13 protein-coding genes are annotated in these 14,525 nt (G+C 69.2%); 7 read left to right on the top strand and 6 right to left on the bottom strand.

The window, feature by feature from the left end:
* Positions 1-33: 33 nt before the first annotated feature.
* The 3 genes from acs to B4589_RS05765 form a co-directional block, all read right to left on the bottom strand.
* Positions 34-2,028 (bottom strand): acetate--CoA ligase, encoded by a 1,995-nt coding sequence (gene acs, locus B4589_RS05775; RefSeq protein ID WP_079233376.1) that lies wholly within the window; start codon positions 2,026-2,028, stop codon positions 34-36.
* Positions 2,029-2,129: 101 nt separating this feature from the next.
* Positions 2,130-3,812 carry a bacterio-opsin activator domain-containing protein gene (locus tag B4589_RS05770; RefSeq protein WP_079233375.1) on the bottom strand — a complete coding sequence of 561 codons (1,683 nt, stop codon included), beginning with the start codon at positions 3,810-3,812 and terminating at the stop codon, positions 2,130-2,132.
* A gap of 122 nt (positions 3,813-3,934) precedes the next feature.
* A complete protein-coding gene (locus tag B4589_RS05765; RefSeq protein ID WP_079233374.1) occupies positions 3,935-5,863 on the bottom strand; it encodes an acetate--CoA ligase in 1,929 nt (642 codons plus the stop codon).
* Positions 5,864-5,972: 109 nt separating this feature from the next.
* On the opposite strand from B4589_RS05765, the gene B4589_RS05760 reads away from it, so the two are divergent.
* From B4589_RS05760 to B4589_RS05745, 4 genes are all read left to right on the top strand, one after another.
* Positions 5,973-6,818 carry a translation initiation factor eIF-2B gene (locus B4589_RS05760; protein ID WP_079233373.1) on the top strand — a complete coding sequence of 282 codons (846 nt, stop codon included), beginning with the start codon at positions 5,973-5,975 and terminating at the stop codon, positions 6,816-6,818.
* Positions 6,819-6,830: 12 nt separating this feature from the next.
* On the top strand, positions 6,831-7,391 hold the full coding sequence (locus tag B4589_RS05755) for an NUDIX hydrolase (RefSeq protein ID WP_079233372.1): 561 nt from the start codon (positions 6,831-6,833) through the stop codon (positions 7,389-7,391).
* 62 nt (positions 7,392-7,453) lie between these two features.
* Complete coding sequence (locus B4589_RS05750; protein ID WP_079233371.1) at positions 7,454-7,657, top strand: type II toxin-antitoxin system HicB family antitoxin; 204 nt, start codon at positions 7,454-7,456, stop codon at positions 7,655-7,657.
* On the top strand, positions 7,658-7,903 hold the full coding sequence (locus tag B4589_RS05745; protein ID WP_079233370.1) for a type II toxin-antitoxin system HicA family toxin: 246 nt from the start codon (positions 7,658-7,660) through the stop codon (positions 7,901-7,903). It abuts the gene before it with no gap.
* Positions 7,904-7,928: 25 nt separating this feature from the next.
* On the opposite strand, the gene B4589_RS05740 is transcribed toward B4589_RS05745, so the two are convergent.
* Together B4589_RS05740 and B4589_RS05735 are read right to left on the bottom strand one after the other, a co-directional pair.
* Positions 7,929-8,321, bottom strand: coding sequence for a nuclear transport factor 2 family protein (locus B4589_RS05740; RefSeq protein ID WP_079233369.1), 393 nt, complete (start codon positions 8,319-8,321; stop codon positions 7,929-7,931).
* Between the two features lie 96 nt (positions 8,322-8,417).
* Positions 8,418-9,683 carry an MFS transporter gene (locus B4589_RS05735; RefSeq protein WP_079233368.1) on the bottom strand — a complete coding sequence of 422 codons (1,266 nt, stop codon included), beginning with the start codon at positions 9,681-9,683 and terminating at the stop codon, positions 8,418-8,420.
* Positions 9,684-9,788: 105 nt separating this feature from the next.
* On the opposite strand from B4589_RS05735, the gene B4589_RS05730 reads away from it, so the two are divergent.
* Entirely contained in the window at positions 9,789-10,736 is a 948-nt protein-coding gene (locus B4589_RS05730) for a D-2-hydroxyacid dehydrogenase (protein WP_079233367.1), read from the top strand.
* 4 nt (positions 10,737-10,740) lie between these two features.
* On the opposite strand, the gene asd is transcribed toward B4589_RS05730, so the two are convergent.
* On the bottom strand, positions 10,741-11,775 hold the full coding sequence (asd, locus tag B4589_RS05725; RefSeq protein WP_079233366.1) for an aspartate-semialdehyde dehydrogenase: 1,035 nt from the start codon (positions 11,773-11,775) through the stop codon (positions 10,741-10,743).
* A 187-nt stretch (positions 11,776-11,962) separates the two neighbouring features.
* On the opposite strand from asd, the gene B4589_RS05720 reads away from it, so the two are divergent.
* Complete coding sequence (locus tag B4589_RS05720) at positions 11,963-13,555, top strand: Na+/H+ antiporter NhaC family protein (RefSeq protein ID WP_079233365.1); 1,593 nt, start codon at positions 11,963-11,965, stop codon at positions 13,553-13,555.
* A gap of 436 nt (positions 13,556-13,991) precedes the next feature.
* Positions 13,992-14,525 carry a DNA starvation/stationary phase protection protein DpsA gene (gene dpsA / locus B4589_RS05715; RefSeq protein WP_079233364.1) on the top strand — a complete coding sequence of 178 codons (534 nt, stop codon included), beginning with the start codon at positions 13,992-13,994 and terminating at the stop codon, positions 14,523-14,525.

Here is a 14,525-nt window from a genome sequence, read left to right as displayed (position 1 = left end):
TCGGTTGTGGTCTGAAAAAACGATACGCGGTGGTCAGCCCTGGACGCTGTCGCGGATCTCCTCGACGATCTCGGGGTTGCGCAGTGTTGACGTATCCCCGAGTTCGTCGCCGTTGGCGATGTCTTCGAGCAGGCGGCGCATGATCTTGCCCGAGCGCGTTTTGGGGAGTTCGGGGGTGAAGATCACCTGTTCGGGGCGAGCGATCGGGCCGATGGCGTCCTCGACGCTCTGGACGATGGCGTCGCGGAGTTCGTCGTCGCCCTCGTAGCCGTCCTCGGTGATCACGTAGGCGTACACTGCCTCACCTTTCACCTCGTGGTCGCCGCCGACGACGGCCGCCTCGGCGACCCCCTCGACGCTGACGATCGCGCTCTCGATCTCCATCGTTCCGAGGCGGTGGCCCGAGACGTTGAGCACGTCGTCCACTCGCCCGAGCACGGTGATGTAGTCGTCCTCGTCGATCTTCGCGCCGTCCTCGGGGAAGTACACCCAGTCCTCCGGGTCGTCCGAATCCGTGTCGGAGTACTCTCGCCAGTACTCGTCGATGAACCGCTCGTCGTTCTGGTACAGCGTGCGCAGCATCCCCGGCCACGGCTTCTGGATCGTCAGGTAGCCCGCGCGGCCGGCCTCGATCTCATCGCCGTTGGTATCGAGAATCTCGGCGTCGACGCCCGGCAGCGCCGGCCCCGCGGAGCCGGGCTTCATGTCCTTGATCCCCGGCAACGTGGTGACCATCATCCCGCCCGTCTCGGTCTGCCACCAGGTGTCCACGACGGGACACTCCTCGTTCCCGATGTGTTTGTAGTACCACTTCCAGGCCCGGGGGTTGATCGGTTCGCCCACGGTCCCTAGGAGACGCAGACTGGAGAGGTCGTGACTGTTGGGGAACTCCTCGCCCCACTTCATGAACGCGCGAATGGCGGTGGGCGCGGTGTACAGTTGGGTCGCCTCGTACTCCTCGATGATCTCCCAGAGCCGATCACGCTCGGGGTGGTCCGGCGTCCCCTCGTACATCATCGTCGTCGTGCCGAGCGCGAGCGGGCCGTAGACGATGTAGGAGTGGCCGGTGATCCAGCCGATGTCGGCCGAGCAGAAGTACGTGTCCTCGGGCTTGACGTCCAACACGGCCTGGGAGGTCCACGCGGACCAGGCGAGATAGCCGCCCGTCGTGTGTTTCACCCCCTTCGGCTCGCCCGTGGTACCGGAGGTGTACATCAGGAACAGCATGTCCTCCGCGTCGCGGGCGACCGGCTCGACCTCCGCACCCTCGTGGGCGGCGATCAGGTCGTCGTAGTCGTGCTGGGACTCGGTCAGGTCGTGGCCGTGGTCGTCGCCGTTGGCCGCGAGTCGGCCTACGACGACGGTGTCCGACACCTCGTGGTCGACGCCGCCGAGCCCCTCGTTAGCCTTCTCGAGGTGGTCGAGCGGGTCGCCACGGCGGTAGTAGCCGTCGGCAGTCACGAGATACTCGGAGTCGGCGGCGTTCATCCGCGTCGCGAGCGCGTCCGCAGAGAACCCCGCGAACACGACCGAGTGCGGCGCGCCGATGCGGGCACAGGCCAGCATCGCGATCGGGAGCTCCGGGATCATCGGCATGTACATCGTCACCACGTCGCCCTCGCCGACGCCCATCTCCCGGAGTGCGGCCGCGAACTCGTTCACCTCGCGGTGGAGCTCCTCGTACGTGTACGTCCGGTTGGCCTCCGCGGTCGGCTCACCGACCCACTCGATGGCGGCCTCGTCGCCGCGCTCGTCGAGGTGTCGATCGAGACAGTTCGCGGAGGCGTTCAGCTCCCCGCCCGTGAACCACTCGTAAAACGGCGGGTTCGAGTCGTCGAGTACGGTGTCGTACTCCGACTCCCAGTCGAGCATGTCGGCCGCTGCCTGCCAACACTCGGGCCAGTTCTCCTCGAACTCATCGTAGATCTCCGGGTCCGAGACGTTCGCCTGCTCGACGAACGATTCCGGCGGCTCGAACACGTCCTGCCCTTCGAGCCGCGCTTCCAGTTCGGCGTCTTGATCTCCCATGATCTATCGCCGATGATCCGCCTTCCCCTCACATAAACGGGGGAGCTAATTATCCCAAACCACGGCGGATTTCAGCACACGGCGGGGGGTCGACGCGTCCGTCAGTCCCGCGCAGGGGGGTCCTCGAAGAAGGCGGTGAGCAGCTTCCCCTCGGCGTTGCGGAGGTGGTTGTGCAGCGTCGGCGCCGAGACGCCGACGGAGTCGGCGAGCTCCTCGGCGGTCGTGTCCCGAGGCCACTCGAAGTAGCCCGCGTGGTAGGCCGCCCGGAGCACGGTCGTCTGGCGCTCCGAGAGCCGGTCGCCCAGGCGTTCCCGGAACCCGGCGTCGGTCTCGACCGGCCGATCCACCTGCCGTTTCGCGGTTAGCCCCACCGAGGGATGGGCGTCGGTCACGGCGTCGACGGCCGCGCGCACGTCCGCGTCGCCCGGGAGTTCGGCCGTGAGCGTCGTCACGCCGTCGCTCGCCGCGAGCGACCGGACTCGTCCCCCATGTTCGACCAGCGGGCGGACGGGTGTGGCGGTCAGCACCAGTTCGATCGCCGCGCCGTCGTCGTACCCCTCCAGCAGCCGGGCGTCGTCGACGGCGTCGGTCGCGGCCACCCGTGTGAGCACCGGCTCGGCGTCCGCCCCCTCGACGGCGGCGTAGAACAGCAGCGCGTCGCCGTCGACGGGCACGATCCCGGAGAGTTCGATCCGACAGTCCAGTGCCGTCGAGAGGTCGGCGAGCGTCGACGCCGCGGCCGGACACCGGAACTCGAGTTCGACCGCCGAGTCCGAGAGCAGCAGCCGCTTGCGCTGCACGGCCGCCAGCGCGTGGGCGGTCTGTCCGGCGACGGCGGCGACCGCGTCCGTCGCGGCGTCGTCGACCGACTTGCTCGTCCCCACGGCCAACAGCGCGCCGTCTGCGTCGCCGCCCGGGACGTGGGCGACGACGATCGCCCCGTCCGGGCCCGGAAGCTCGCGGGCAGACCCCTCGGCGGCGACGTCCTCCATCGCCTCGCGGTTGTCGTCGAGGTGGTCCCGAACCGTCCGTTCCGGCACGCCGGCGACGTGGCGGAGCGTTACGGTCTCGTCCGTCCGTTCCGCGAGCCACGCGAACCGGACCGCCTCGGCGTCGGCCAGTCGGTCACAGACGGTCGCCGCGACCTCGTCGCGGTCCTCGGCGTCGTACAGCGTGTGGGGGAGTTCGCGCGCGACGGCCAGCACGGGGCGAGCCAGCCCCGAGACGCCGTTGGACCCCTGACTGCGCTCCTCGACCGCCTGGACCAGCGCGTCGCGATCGGCCTCGGGCAGCAGCGGCGCGAGGCTGTCGAGCCGTTCCCACCCGCCCGCCTCGGCGACGATGTGGGGGGGAACGCCGTCGTCGAGCAGGTCGGCGGCGAAGAAGTCGCGCAGGTCCGGCGCAGTTGCGTCGACGCCGTCGACGCGGTCGGACACCTCCCGGATCAGCATCGCCAGCCGGCGGGGGGAGACGGAGAACAGCGGCTCGTCGTCCGCGATCCCGTTGCTCGCCGCGTACTGCCGCAGGTCGTGGGCGACGCCGTCGGGCAGCACCGTCTCCCGGGCCGGCGCCGGCGACTCGCCCGCCTCGCGCGCGGCGGCCGTCGACTCGCTGTGGACTGCAACGAGCTGGGTCCCCTCGTGTTCGAGTACGTCCTCGGGCCGGAGCCGCGCCTGCTCGACCGGCCGGAGCCCGGCTTCGCCGGCCAGCCTGACGACGAGCTCCTCGCGGTGGGTCCGGGTCGCACGCCGGAGACGGTCGTACGACGCGGGGGGTAGTGACACGGTTTCGGTCTGTTCTTCGGAGCGAAATAAACGCACCGTTCTGCTACGGGCTTGACAGAGAACGGAAGTCGAACGCAGTGGGACGGCCGAATATCGGTTTCGTCAGAAAACTTCCCCCGAAATCAGTTCGGCGTCCGCGACTGGAGTTCGCCGACGATCTCGGGGTTGCGCAGCGCGGACGTGTCACCGAGGTCCTCGTCGTTGGCCACGTCCTCCAGCAGGCGGCGCATGATCTTCCCCGAGCGCGTCTTGGGGAGGTCGGGGGTGAACACGACGGCCTCGGGGACCGCCACCGAGCCGACGGCGTCCTCGACCGCGTCGCGGACGCGCTCCCGGAGGTCGGCCTCCTCGGCGCCGTGTTCCGGCGCGACGTAGGCGTAGATCGCGGTTCCCGTCGTCTCGTGGTCGGCGCCGACGACCGCCGCCTCCGCGACGCCGGGGACGCCGACGATCGTCGACTCCAGTTCCATCGTGCTGAACCGCCGGCCGGCGACGTTGACCGCCTCGTCGGTGCGCCCGAGGAACGTCACGTACCCCTCGTCGTCGATCGTCGCGGCGTCCTCCGGGTAGTAGCGCCAGCCGTCGCGCTCGGTGGTCGCGCGCTCGCCCCAGTCGGTACCGTCGGCCAACGCCGTCGGCATCCCCGGCCACGGCCGGGTGATGACGAGTTCGCCGCGCTCGCCGGGGTCGATCGGCTCGCCGGTGGGGCCGACGACCTCGGCCTCGATCCCGGGTAGTGGTTTGCCGGCGGCACCGGGCTTCATCGCGTCGACGCCGGGCAGCGTCGAGACGAGGATCGCGCCCGTCTCGGTCTGCCACCAGGTGTCGACGATCGGGCACTCGCCGCCGCCGATGTGGTCGCGGTACCAGTGCCACGCGCGCTCGTCGATCGGTTCGCCGACCGTCCCCAGCAGGCGGAGGCTGGAGAGATCGTGGCGTTCGGGATGCTCAGCACCCCACTTCATGAACGCCCGGATCGCGGTCGGGGCCGTGTAGAACACGTCGACAGCGTGGCGGTCGATCAGCTTCCAGAGCCGATCGCGTTCTGGGTGGTCGGCCGTGCCTGCCGACAGCACCGTCGTCGTTCCCAAGGCCAGCGGCCCGTAGACGACGTAGGAGTGGCCCGTGATCCAGCCGATGTCGGCGGCACACCAGTGGGTGTCCTCGGGCCGGATGTCGAGCACCGACTGGGCCGTCCACGCGACGTGGGCGAGGTAGCCGCCGGTCGTGTGGGTCACCCCTCGCGGCTCGCCGGTCGTGCCGGAGGTGTAGATCCGGAACAGCGGGTCGGCGGCGTCCCGGGCCACTGACTCGACCTCGGCGCCCTCGTGGGCGTCGATCAGCTCGCAGTAGTCGTGGTACCCCTCGCCGAGGTGGACACCCTGGCCGAGGTGGTCGAGCACGACCACGTCCACGTCGCGGTCGACCGCGAGGCGGGCGTTGTCGGCCTTGTTCTTCTGGGCGATGGCGTCGCCGCGGCGGTAGTAGCCGTCGCAGGTCACGAGGAACCCCGAGTCGGCCCGTTCCATCCGTTCCGCGAGCGCGTCCGCGGAGAACCCGGCGAAGACGACGTTGTGGACCGCGCCGAGGCGGGCGCAGGCGAGCATCGCCGCCGGCAGCTCCGGCACCATCGGGAGGTAGATCGTCACCACGTCGCCCTCCTCGACGCCGAGGTCGCGCAGCCCCGCCGCCAGCGCGTTCACCTCGCGGTACAGTTCGAGGTAGGTGTAGCTCCGTCCCCCGTCGAGCTGGCCCTCCCAGACGAGCGCGCGCTGGTTCTTGCGCTCGGGGAGGTGGCGGTCGAGACAGTTGACGGAGGCGTTGAGCCGGCCGCCGGGGAACCACTCGAACGGCGGGGTGTCGCCGCCGCGGAACGCCGTCTCGTACGGCCGCTCCCAGTCGAGCAGGTCGCCGGCACGCTCCCAGCAGTCGGGCCACTCCCGTTCGAACTGCTCGTCGATCCCGGGGTCTGAGACCGCCGCGCCCGAGCTGAACCACGACGGGGGGTCGATGGCCGCGCCCGGCGTCCGATCGGCGCCGTCACCCGTCATCGTTCGAAGTGGGAAGGGTGAGGGAGATAAGTTTCCCGCTCGGGGCTTCCTTCGCCCGTTCCTCGGTCGAGTAGCAACACCTATCGGGCGAGCGGCCCCAGCCGCCACCATGATCGACGAGACGGTCGCCGAGATCCGGCAGATGCGGAGCCACTCCTCCTCCGCGGTCGCCGTGAAAGCCGCCACCGCGCTCCGGGAGCTGCTCGACCGCGAGTACGTCTCCGCGGACGCGTTCGACCGCGATCTCGAGCACAACGCCGGCGCGCTCCGGCGCGCGAACCCCTCCCACGCCTCGCTCCACACCGCGATGCGCGGTATCGTGGATCGCGTCGTCGGCGAGGCCGACACCCCCGAGGAAGCGAAGGCGTTGCTCGAACAGGCTATCGAGGACGCCGTCGAGCGCGTCGAATCCGGGAAACACCGCGCGGCTGCCCACGCCGCCGACACGTTCGCGGACGGCGAGACGATCCTGACCCACGACTACTCCTCGACCGTGCTCGAGGCGGTCGAGACCGCCTGCGCGGACGGCACCCACCTCACCGCCTACGTCACCGAGGCCCGGCCGCGCTACCTCGGGCGCAAGACCGCCCGCAGGCTCGCGGGGATCGATCGCGTCGAGCCCCACCTGCTGGTCGACAGCGCCGCCGGCTACGTCATGAACGAGATCGACCGCGTCGTCGTCGGGATGGACTGCATCGTCGAGGGGACGCTGTACAACCGGATCGGTACCTACCCCATCGTCGCCGTCGCCGCACGGGAGAACGTCCCCGTGACGGTCGTCGGCTCCTCGGCGAAGGTGATCGACGAGTTCCGGTTCGAGAACGAGTTCCGCCCGGGGAGCGAGGTGATGCGCGAACCCGTCGAGGGCGTCGAGATCGAGAACCCCGCCTACGACGCGACGCCGACGGAGCTGGTGGACACGCTGGTCACCGACGAGGGCGTCACCGAGCCCTGATCGTCACGGTCGATGGTCCCCCCAATATCGCTCCGTACTCGCCGTGCGATCGACGACCGGATCGACCGACTCCGCGAGCGGTACGGCCAGTTCCCGGTCGTCGACGCCACTCGGCTCAACGACCCCGAGTTCTTCGAACACGGCGTCGAGATGTTCGAGTCTGGGGGTCGTGGCGCGGCCGGCGCCCGCGTGACCGACGACGACGGGCGACTCCTCCTGATCCGTGACGACCGCGACCCCGAGACCTGGGTGCTCCCCGGCGGCGGCCACGAACCGGGCGAGACGTTCCCCGAGACCGCCCGCCGCGAGGTCCGGGAGGAGACGGGCGTCGACTGCGAGGTATCGAGCGTCTGGCGTGCGGTCCGGAAGCGGTTCGTCCACCGCGAGCAGCCCCAGCGCCGCGGGTATCTGCTGGAGTTGTTCTTCACCGCCGACGCCGTGGGCGGGGAGGCGGGAGTCTATCCGAACCGGCTGGAGGAGGGGGAGGAGGTGCTCGAAGTGCGGTGGTTCGACGACGTGCCGGCGAACGCGATTCCGGTGGTCGAGGACCGGACCGCGCCGCCGGTGGTCTAACGACGGCGTTTTCGGTCCGAACCCGGTGAAGGTTTATCCCGGAGAGCGCACTACATCCGTTCATGAGCACCGGTCGAGAGATCCGCCTGATCGAGGAAGACGACGGGTGGTGGTCCGCGGTCGACGAGGGGACGGGTGTAGCCAGTCAGGGTGAAACCCGCGAGGAGGCCCTCGAGAACCTCGACGAGGCGCTCTCGGCGACCGCGGAGGCGGAGGACGCCGGGACGTCGGCGCCGGAGCCCGACGCCCCCTGGTTCGAGAGCTGAATGGTCTCGCGGGATTTCTCCGGCCGGGAGATCGTGAAGGTCCTCCAGAAGTTCGGCTACCGTCACGACCGAACCCGTGGGGATCACGCGATTCTGAAGTACACGAACCCGGACACGGGCGAGACACGCACCGTCACGGTGCCGCTCCACGATCGGGTTCGAACTGGGACCCTCCAGAGCATCGCCGATCAGTGTGGTGCCGACGATTTCCACGCGTGGTGTGCGTGGATCGACGAGCATCGATAGCGCGGGGACTCAGTGTGGCTCGTCGTCAGACCGTATCTCGATCCGTGTACGTGTAGCGGCGTGCGATCGCCCCGTCCTCGAACTCGTGGAAGTCCGCGAACCCGAGTTCGACCGATTCGCTGTCCTGTTCCCCGCGGAACGTCCCGCGGACTGCGACGGTGTCCCCGTCATCGGACTGCGTCCGATTGCCCGCGGAGCGTTGCTCCGCGCTGTCGGAAACGACCGCGTGCAGTTCGTGCTCGCCGTTCGAGAGCGGGCGACCTTCCTCGTAGAACGTCCGCAGTGCCTCCCGCCCTTCGATCGTCGACTGCCCGGGTCGCTCGTAGACGACGTCCTCGGTGAACAGTTCGACCAGCGCGTCGTACTCGGCGGCGTCGACCAGCTCGTAGTAGCGGCGGACGGTGGCCTCGTGGCTCATGCTCGAACCGTCGGCCGGCAGGGGATTGAGTGTTTGGCCGCTTGACCGCGTGCCGGACGGATCAGTCGCCCTCGCCGGCTCTTCTTGCCGGCGAGATCAGTCGTCCCCCACGACCGGCTCCTGCCCCGGCAACACGACGCCCTCACGGCTCTCGATCAGCTTCCACCCCGCGAGCCCGGCCGCGAGAAACGCCAACGAGGAGCCGACGGCAAACGCGGTCGGGTAGCCGACGAGGCTGGCGAGGCCGCCGATGGCGACCGGGCCGACGACGCCGCCGACGCCTTTCGCCGTCGAACGCAGCCCCATGAGTTCGGATTCGCGCTCGTCGGGCGCCACGTCACCGATGAACGCCAGCGCGCCCGTCGTCATCGCGGAGTAGGCGGCGCCGACGACGACGAACGAGAGCCCGGCGACGGCGAGTCGCAGCGGGCCCGAGACCAGCGTCGCTGCGGCAGCCACCAGCGCGAACAGCCCCGAGCCGGCCATGCCGACGACGACGAGCGGTTTCCGCCCCCACGCGTCGGCGACCCGGCCGAACAGCAGCATGAACACGGTCTGGCCCGCAGGGTTGATCGCCAGCAGGACGCCCATCGCGAACTCCGAGAGCCCCAGCGTCCCGGGGAGGTACACCGGCATCAGCCCCATCAGCCCGATGACGGTGGCGTTCCGGAACCCCAGCGCGAGGTAGAGCATCCAGAGCCCGTTCCGCCGGAGGTGGTCGCGGTCGTCGACCGCCGGGAGCAGCCGCCGGCGGACCTCCGCGAGCAGTTCGCCGACCGTCGGCTGGCTGTCGGGCTGTGGGGCCACGCTGTCGTCGAGGAACACCACCACCAGCGCCGACGCGAGGCTGGCGGCGACGATGATCGAGTAGACGCCTTCGGGCACGAGCAGGCCGAGCAGCAGTCCGGCCCCGAGCTGGCCGCCGGTGAAGCCGGTGGCCCGCGCGGCGTTGAAGAAGCCGAGCGAGCGCCCCCGCCCCTCGTCGCCGCCGCGTGCGGAGGCGATGGCGAGCATCACCGGCGAGAAGCCGACGGCGAACACCGCGTACAGCCCGCGGGAGAGGATCGGCACCCAGACGCCCGAGAACAGGAACAGCGGCCCGAGCGCGAGCGTCGCCCCGAGCCCGGTCGCCACCAGCACCGCGCGGCGGCGACCCGTCACGTCGGCGACGGCGCCCCAGAACGGCGAGAAGACGGTCATCCCGAGGAAGTACGCGGTGGTGACCAGCCCGACGACCAGCGCCGAGGCGTCGTTCTCGCCGAGGTAGAACGCCAACCCCGTGCCGAGCAGGATGCCCGCCCCGAACCGCGTGGCTGCGGCGACGGCGACGAGCAGCCGCTGGCGCGTGTCCCCGGGGAGCATCGGTGGCGGTTCGTGGAGAACCCCTAAATACCGACTGGCCCCGGCCAGTTTCGCGACCCGGGCGAGAAGGGTACACTCTTTTCGCCCCCGGCCTGACCTACGGGTATGAGCGATCCGGATATCCTCCTGTTGCGGCAGAAGATCCACGGGCTGTCCGTCGACGAGTACGCCGCCGCGATGCGCGAGCGACTGCCCGACGCCGAGATCGTCGTCGGTGAGACGCCCGAACAGGAGCGGGAACTGATCGAGGACGTTCGCGTCGCCGCGGGGTTCACCATCGACCCCGAGATGCTAGACAGCGCCGAGAACCTGGAACTGTTCGCGTGTTCGTTCGCCGGGACGGGCCACCTCCCGATGAACGCGCTGGAGGAGGCCGGCGTCGCCGTCACCAACGCCTCCGGCGTCCACGGGCCGAACATCTCGGAGTACGTGATCGGCGCGCTGATCTCGCTGGCGCGGGACTTCCCCCGGGCGGCCCGCCAGCAGGCCGAGCGCGTCTGGCAGTCGTTCGGCAGCCGCGAGCTCCACGGCTCGACGGTGACCGTCGTCGGGATGGGCGCGATCGGCCAGGCGGTCGTCGAGCGACTGGAGCCGTTCGGCGTCGACACGATCGGCGTGCGCTACAGCCCCGAGAAAGGCGGGCCGACCGACGAGATGCTCGGCTTCGACGAGATCCACGACGCGCTCGCCCGCACGGACTCGGTCGTGCTCGCCTGCCCGCTGACGGACGCGACCCGGAGCCTGTTCGACGACGAGGCGTTCAAGACGCTCCCGCCGCACGCCCACCTCGTCAACGTCGCCCGCGGCGGCGTCGTCGACACGGACGCGCTGGTGCGGGCGCTTCGGGGGAACGACATCGGCGCGGCCTTTCTCGACGTGACCGACCCCGAACCGCTCCCCAGCGACCACGCGCTCTGGGGGTTCGACAACGTCCGCATCACGCCACACAACGCCGGCCACTCGCCGGAGTACTTCGAGCGACTGGCCGACATCGTGGCGCGGAACTACGAGGCGCTGGAGGACGGCGGCGAGATCGAGAACCGCGTCGTCTAACCGACTATATCCAGCCTTCTTTGACCAGCAGCTCGCCGTTGAGCACCGACGCGCCGGCGGCGCCGCGGATCGTGTTGTGCGCGAGGCAGTTGTACTGGATCCCCTCGGCCGTCTCGCGCAGCCCGCCCGCCGAGATCTGCATCCCCTTCCCGCGCATCCGATCGAGCCGCGGCTGCGGGCGGTCGGGGTCGGCGAACACGTGGATCGGCTGCTCGGGCGCCGACGGGAGATCCACGGGTGAGAGACTCTCCAGCGCCTCGTGGACCGCTTCGGCGGTCGGGTCCGCGTCGAGTTCGGCGAACACGTTCTCCAGGTGGCCGTCGAGCGACGGGACGCGGTTGCAGGAGGCCGAGACCTCGACGTCGTGCAGCGAGAGCTCGCCGTCCTCGACGCTCCCGAGCAGCTTCCGTGACTCGGACTCCATCTTCGCCTCCTCGCCGCCGATGTGGGGGAGGACGTTGTCGATGATCTCCATCGACGTGACGCCGGAGTAGCCCGCGCCGGAGACGGCCTGCAGCGTGGCGACGTGGACCCGCGAGAGCCCGAACTCGTCCAGTGCGGCGAGGGTCGGCGTCATGGTGATTGTCGAGCAGTTGGGGTTTTTCACGAGCGCGCCGTCCCAGCCGCGCTGCTCGCGCTGGGTCTCGATCAGGTCGAGGTGGTCGGCGTTGACCTCCGGGATCGTCAGGGGGACGTCCTCGGCCATGCGCTCGTTCGAGGAGTTCGAGGAGACCACGTACCCCGCCCGGCAGAGTTTGGGCTCGACCTCGGCGCCGACGCTGGAGGGCAGCGAGGAGAACAGCAGGTCCAGATCGTCCGGCAGCGCGTCGGGGTCGGTCTCGCGGACAGTCATCCCGGCGACGTGGTCGGGGATGGGAGTGTCGACACGCCACTTTGCGGCGTCACGGTAGGACTCGCCCGCGCTCTGGGGGCTGGCGGTGACCGCGGCGATCTCGAACGTCGGGTGGTCCTCGAGCAGTTGGACGAACCGTTGGCCCACGGCGCCGGTGGCGCCGAGGAGGCCGACACGAACAGTCATCGCACGTGACTCTGTGACACGCTCATAAGACGGTTCTGTTTCCCGCCGGAACAGCCGGAGGGGGACCGGTCACGAACCGATTTCGATCCCGCCGTCGGGACGTGTCGAGGCTGCGAGAGTTACAACGTCATTACCGGGATGAACTGCCGATGGGTTTTATATGATTTCGAGAGTTATCTGTTCGAATATGCCTTCAGAGTTCGGTGCGCTGTCGATACTCCCCCCGCTACTCGCGATCGTGCTGGCCATCCTGACGCGACGGGCGGTGTTGTCGCTGTTCCTCGGCATCTGGTCGGGGGCAGTGATCTACACCGGGGGCCTCGGCGTCGTCCAGACGTTCGAGTGGATCGTCGCCGCGGTTGCCGGGGATTTCCACGTCCGCATTCTCGTCTTCACTCTCCTGCTCGGGTCCGGCGTCGCGATGATCTGGAACCTCGGGGGCTCCTACGCGGTCCGCGACTGGGCGATCGCCAAACTGGACAACCAGCGGCAGGCCGGTATCGTGGCGTGGGCGCTCGGGGTCGTGCTCTTCTTCGACGACTACGCCAACACGGCGATCGTCGGCTCCGCGATGAAGGACGTCTCCGACCACCTCCGGATCTCCCGGGAGAAGCTGTCGTACATCGTCGACTCGACGGCGGCGCCGGTGGCGACGCTGGGCATCTCCTCGTGGGTCGCGTTCCAGCTCTCGCTCATCACCGACGGGTACGAGGCCGCGGGCGTCGCCGACCACCCGCCGGCGTTCGAGGTGTTCCTCAACTCGATCCCGTTCAACATGTACTCGATCCTCGCGGTCGTGATGGTCGCGATCATCGTCTTTTCGGGTCGGGACTACGGCGAGATGCTGAACGCCGAACACCGCTCCTGGCGCACGGGGCAAGTGAACCGTGAGGGTGCCCGCCCGATGCAGGACGTCCAGTCCGACCTCGGCGAGCCGAGCGCGGACAACCCCCGACTGGTGAGCTTCTTCGGGCCGATCGCCGTGCTCATCGTCGTCACCATCGGGAGCGCGCTATGGACCGGCTACTCGCCCGGCGCGAGCCTGATGGACATGGTGACCAACGCCGACTTCGCCTCGGCGCTCATCTACGGCTCCTTCGCGATGGTCGTCACGGGGTTCGTACTCGGGAAGGTGTACGGCATCCTCTCGCTGGGCGAGGCGACCGACACGGTGATCGACGGGTTCGGCCTGATGCTGACCGCGGTGTCGATCCTCGTGCTCGCGTGGGGGATCGGCGAGGTCGTGAGCGCGCTCGGGACCGGCGAGTACGTCGCCGGGATCGTCGGCGACCAGTTCCCGATCGCGATCCTGCCGGCGCTGGTGCTGATCCTCGCGGCCTTCATCGCGTTCTCGACGGGCACCTCCTGGGGGACGATGGGGATTCTGACGCCGATCGTGATCCCGGTCGCCTGGAACCTCACCGGCGACCACACGATCATCGCGGCGATGGTCGGCGTGATCTTCTCCGGCGCCATCTTCGGCGACCACAGCTCCCCGATCTCGGACACGACGGTGCTCTCCGCGACGTTCACGGGCGCCGACCTCATCGACCACGTCCGCACGCAGCTGTACTACGCGCTCACGGTCGCGGTCGTCGCCGTCGTCCTGCTGCTCGTGTGGGGAGTCACCCGGATCACCCCGTTCCTGTTGCTAGCCGTCGGCGTCGTCCTGCTCGTCGTGCTGGTCTACGCGCTCTCCGAGTTCGACGCGGGTCGGAAGGGCGTCGAGCCGATCGTCGCCGACGCACCACAGGACGTTTCGGAGACGGTCGACGACTGAGACGAGGGAGCGGGTCGAGGACTAGCCGTCCTCGCCGCTCCCAGTTGGGCCGACGCTCCCTTTATGCGGCTGCGTCGAGTAACTCCACTCCGCGCCTTCAGTCCCCACCCGAGTACTCCCGTCCGGGAGCGATGACCGAGTGGCGAACCCAGGCGCGGTACATGCGTCGCGAGAGCGACCGCCCGCCGGGGCGTACCCGGCCGCCCGGCACGAGGGTTAGCCAGCCGACGCGGCACGCAGCCCCGGGATGAGGCTGGCAGTTAGTGTTCCGGGCGACATTCACCGTCCCGAGCGCTGGCCACAGCGACCCTGAACGCCCCGTTCACCGCCAAATGCAAAAACGAAAAAACGGTGGTTTTGGCCGGTCTAAACCCTCGATATCGGGCGATACCGGCTGCAAGATTTATACGTCTCCCGGTCATAACTACGGATAGCTATGAGTACTCAGAAGACCGCCCGACAGCGAGCCGACACGGTCGAGGAGAACGCCGTCCGCATCGACACCGAGAAAGCAGAACAGATCGTCGACGCGCTCAACCGCGACCTGGCGTCGACGTACGTGCTCTACCACCAGGTCCGCAAACACCACTGGAACGTCGAGGGCGCCGAGTCCGGCGACCTGCACGACTTCCTCGGCGACGCCGCGGAGACGCTCGAGGACCACGCCGACAGCATCGCCGAGCGGGCGCAGGCGCTGGGCGGCGTGCCCGTCTCGGGCCCGGCCGCACAGGAGGAGCACGCCTACGTCGAGTTCGAGGGCGAGGACGTGTACGCCATCCGCGACTCGCTCGAGGCCGACCTCGACAGCTACGGCGACGTGATCGAGAACGTGCGCGAGCATATCGGCCTCGCCACCGACCTCGGCGACTACGCGACGGCCGAACTCCTCCGCGAGGTGCTGGAGGATCTGGAGGACGACGCCCACCACATCGACCACTACCTCGAGAACGACACGCTCGTCCAGGAGTAA

Origin of the sequence: Halolamina sp. CBA1230 (assembly GCF_002025255.2) — an archaeon.
Lineage (GTDB): Archaea > Halobacteriota > Halobacteria > Halobacteriales > Haloferacaceae > Halolamina.
Note: the sequence above shows the minus strand (reverse complement) of the source record. Positions and strands in the feature narration are given on the sequence as shown.

Excerpts from the sequence above, each read along its gene's own strand:
- acs (WP_079233376.1), bottom strand. The coding sequence starts at position 2,028 with ATGGGAGATCAAGACGCCGAACTGGAAGCGCGGCTCGAAGGGCAGGAC.
- B4589_RS05765 (WP_079233374.1), bottom strand. The coding sequence starts at position 5,863 with ATGACGGGTGACGGCGCCGATCGGACGCCGGGCGCGGCCATCGACCCC.
- B4589_RS05760 (WP_079233373.1), top strand. The coding sequence starts at position 5,973 with ATGATCGACGAGACGGTCGCCGAGATCCGGCAGATGCGGAGCCACTCC.
- B4589_RS05755 (WP_079233372.1), top strand. The coding sequence starts at position 6,831 with ATGGTCCCCCCAATATCGCTCCGTACTCGCCGTGCGATCGACGACCGG.
- B4589_RS05750 (WP_079233371.1), top strand. The coding sequence starts at position 7,454 with ATGAGCACCGGTCGAGAGATCCGCCTGATCGAGGAAGACGACGGGTGG.
- B4589_RS05745 (WP_079233370.1), top strand. The coding sequence starts at position 7,658 with ATGGTCTCGCGGGATTTCTCCGGCCGGGAGATCGTGAAGGTCCTCCAG.
- B4589_RS05740 (WP_079233369.1), bottom strand. The coding sequence starts at position 8,321 with ATGAGCCACGAGGCCACCGTCCGCCGCTACTACGAGCTGGTCGACGCC.
- B4589_RS05735 (WP_079233368.1), bottom strand. The coding sequence starts at position 9,683 with ATGCTCCCCGGGGACACGCGCCAGCGGCTGCTCGTCGCCGTCGCCGCA.
- B4589_RS05730 (WP_079233367.1), top strand. The coding sequence starts at position 9,789 with ATGAGCGATCCGGATATCCTCCTGTTGCGGCAGAAGATCCACGGGCTG.
- asd (WP_079233366.1), bottom strand. The coding sequence starts at position 11,775 with ATGACTGTTCGTGTCGGCCTCCTCGGCGCCACCGGCGCCGTGGGCCAA.
- B4589_RS05720 (WP_079233365.1), top strand. The coding sequence starts at position 11,963 with ATGCCTTCAGAGTTCGGTGCGCTGTCGATACTCCCCCCGCTACTCGCG.
- dpsA (WP_079233364.1), top strand. The coding sequence starts at position 13,992 with ATGAGTACTCAGAAGACCGCCCGACAGCGAGCCGACACGGTCGAGGAG.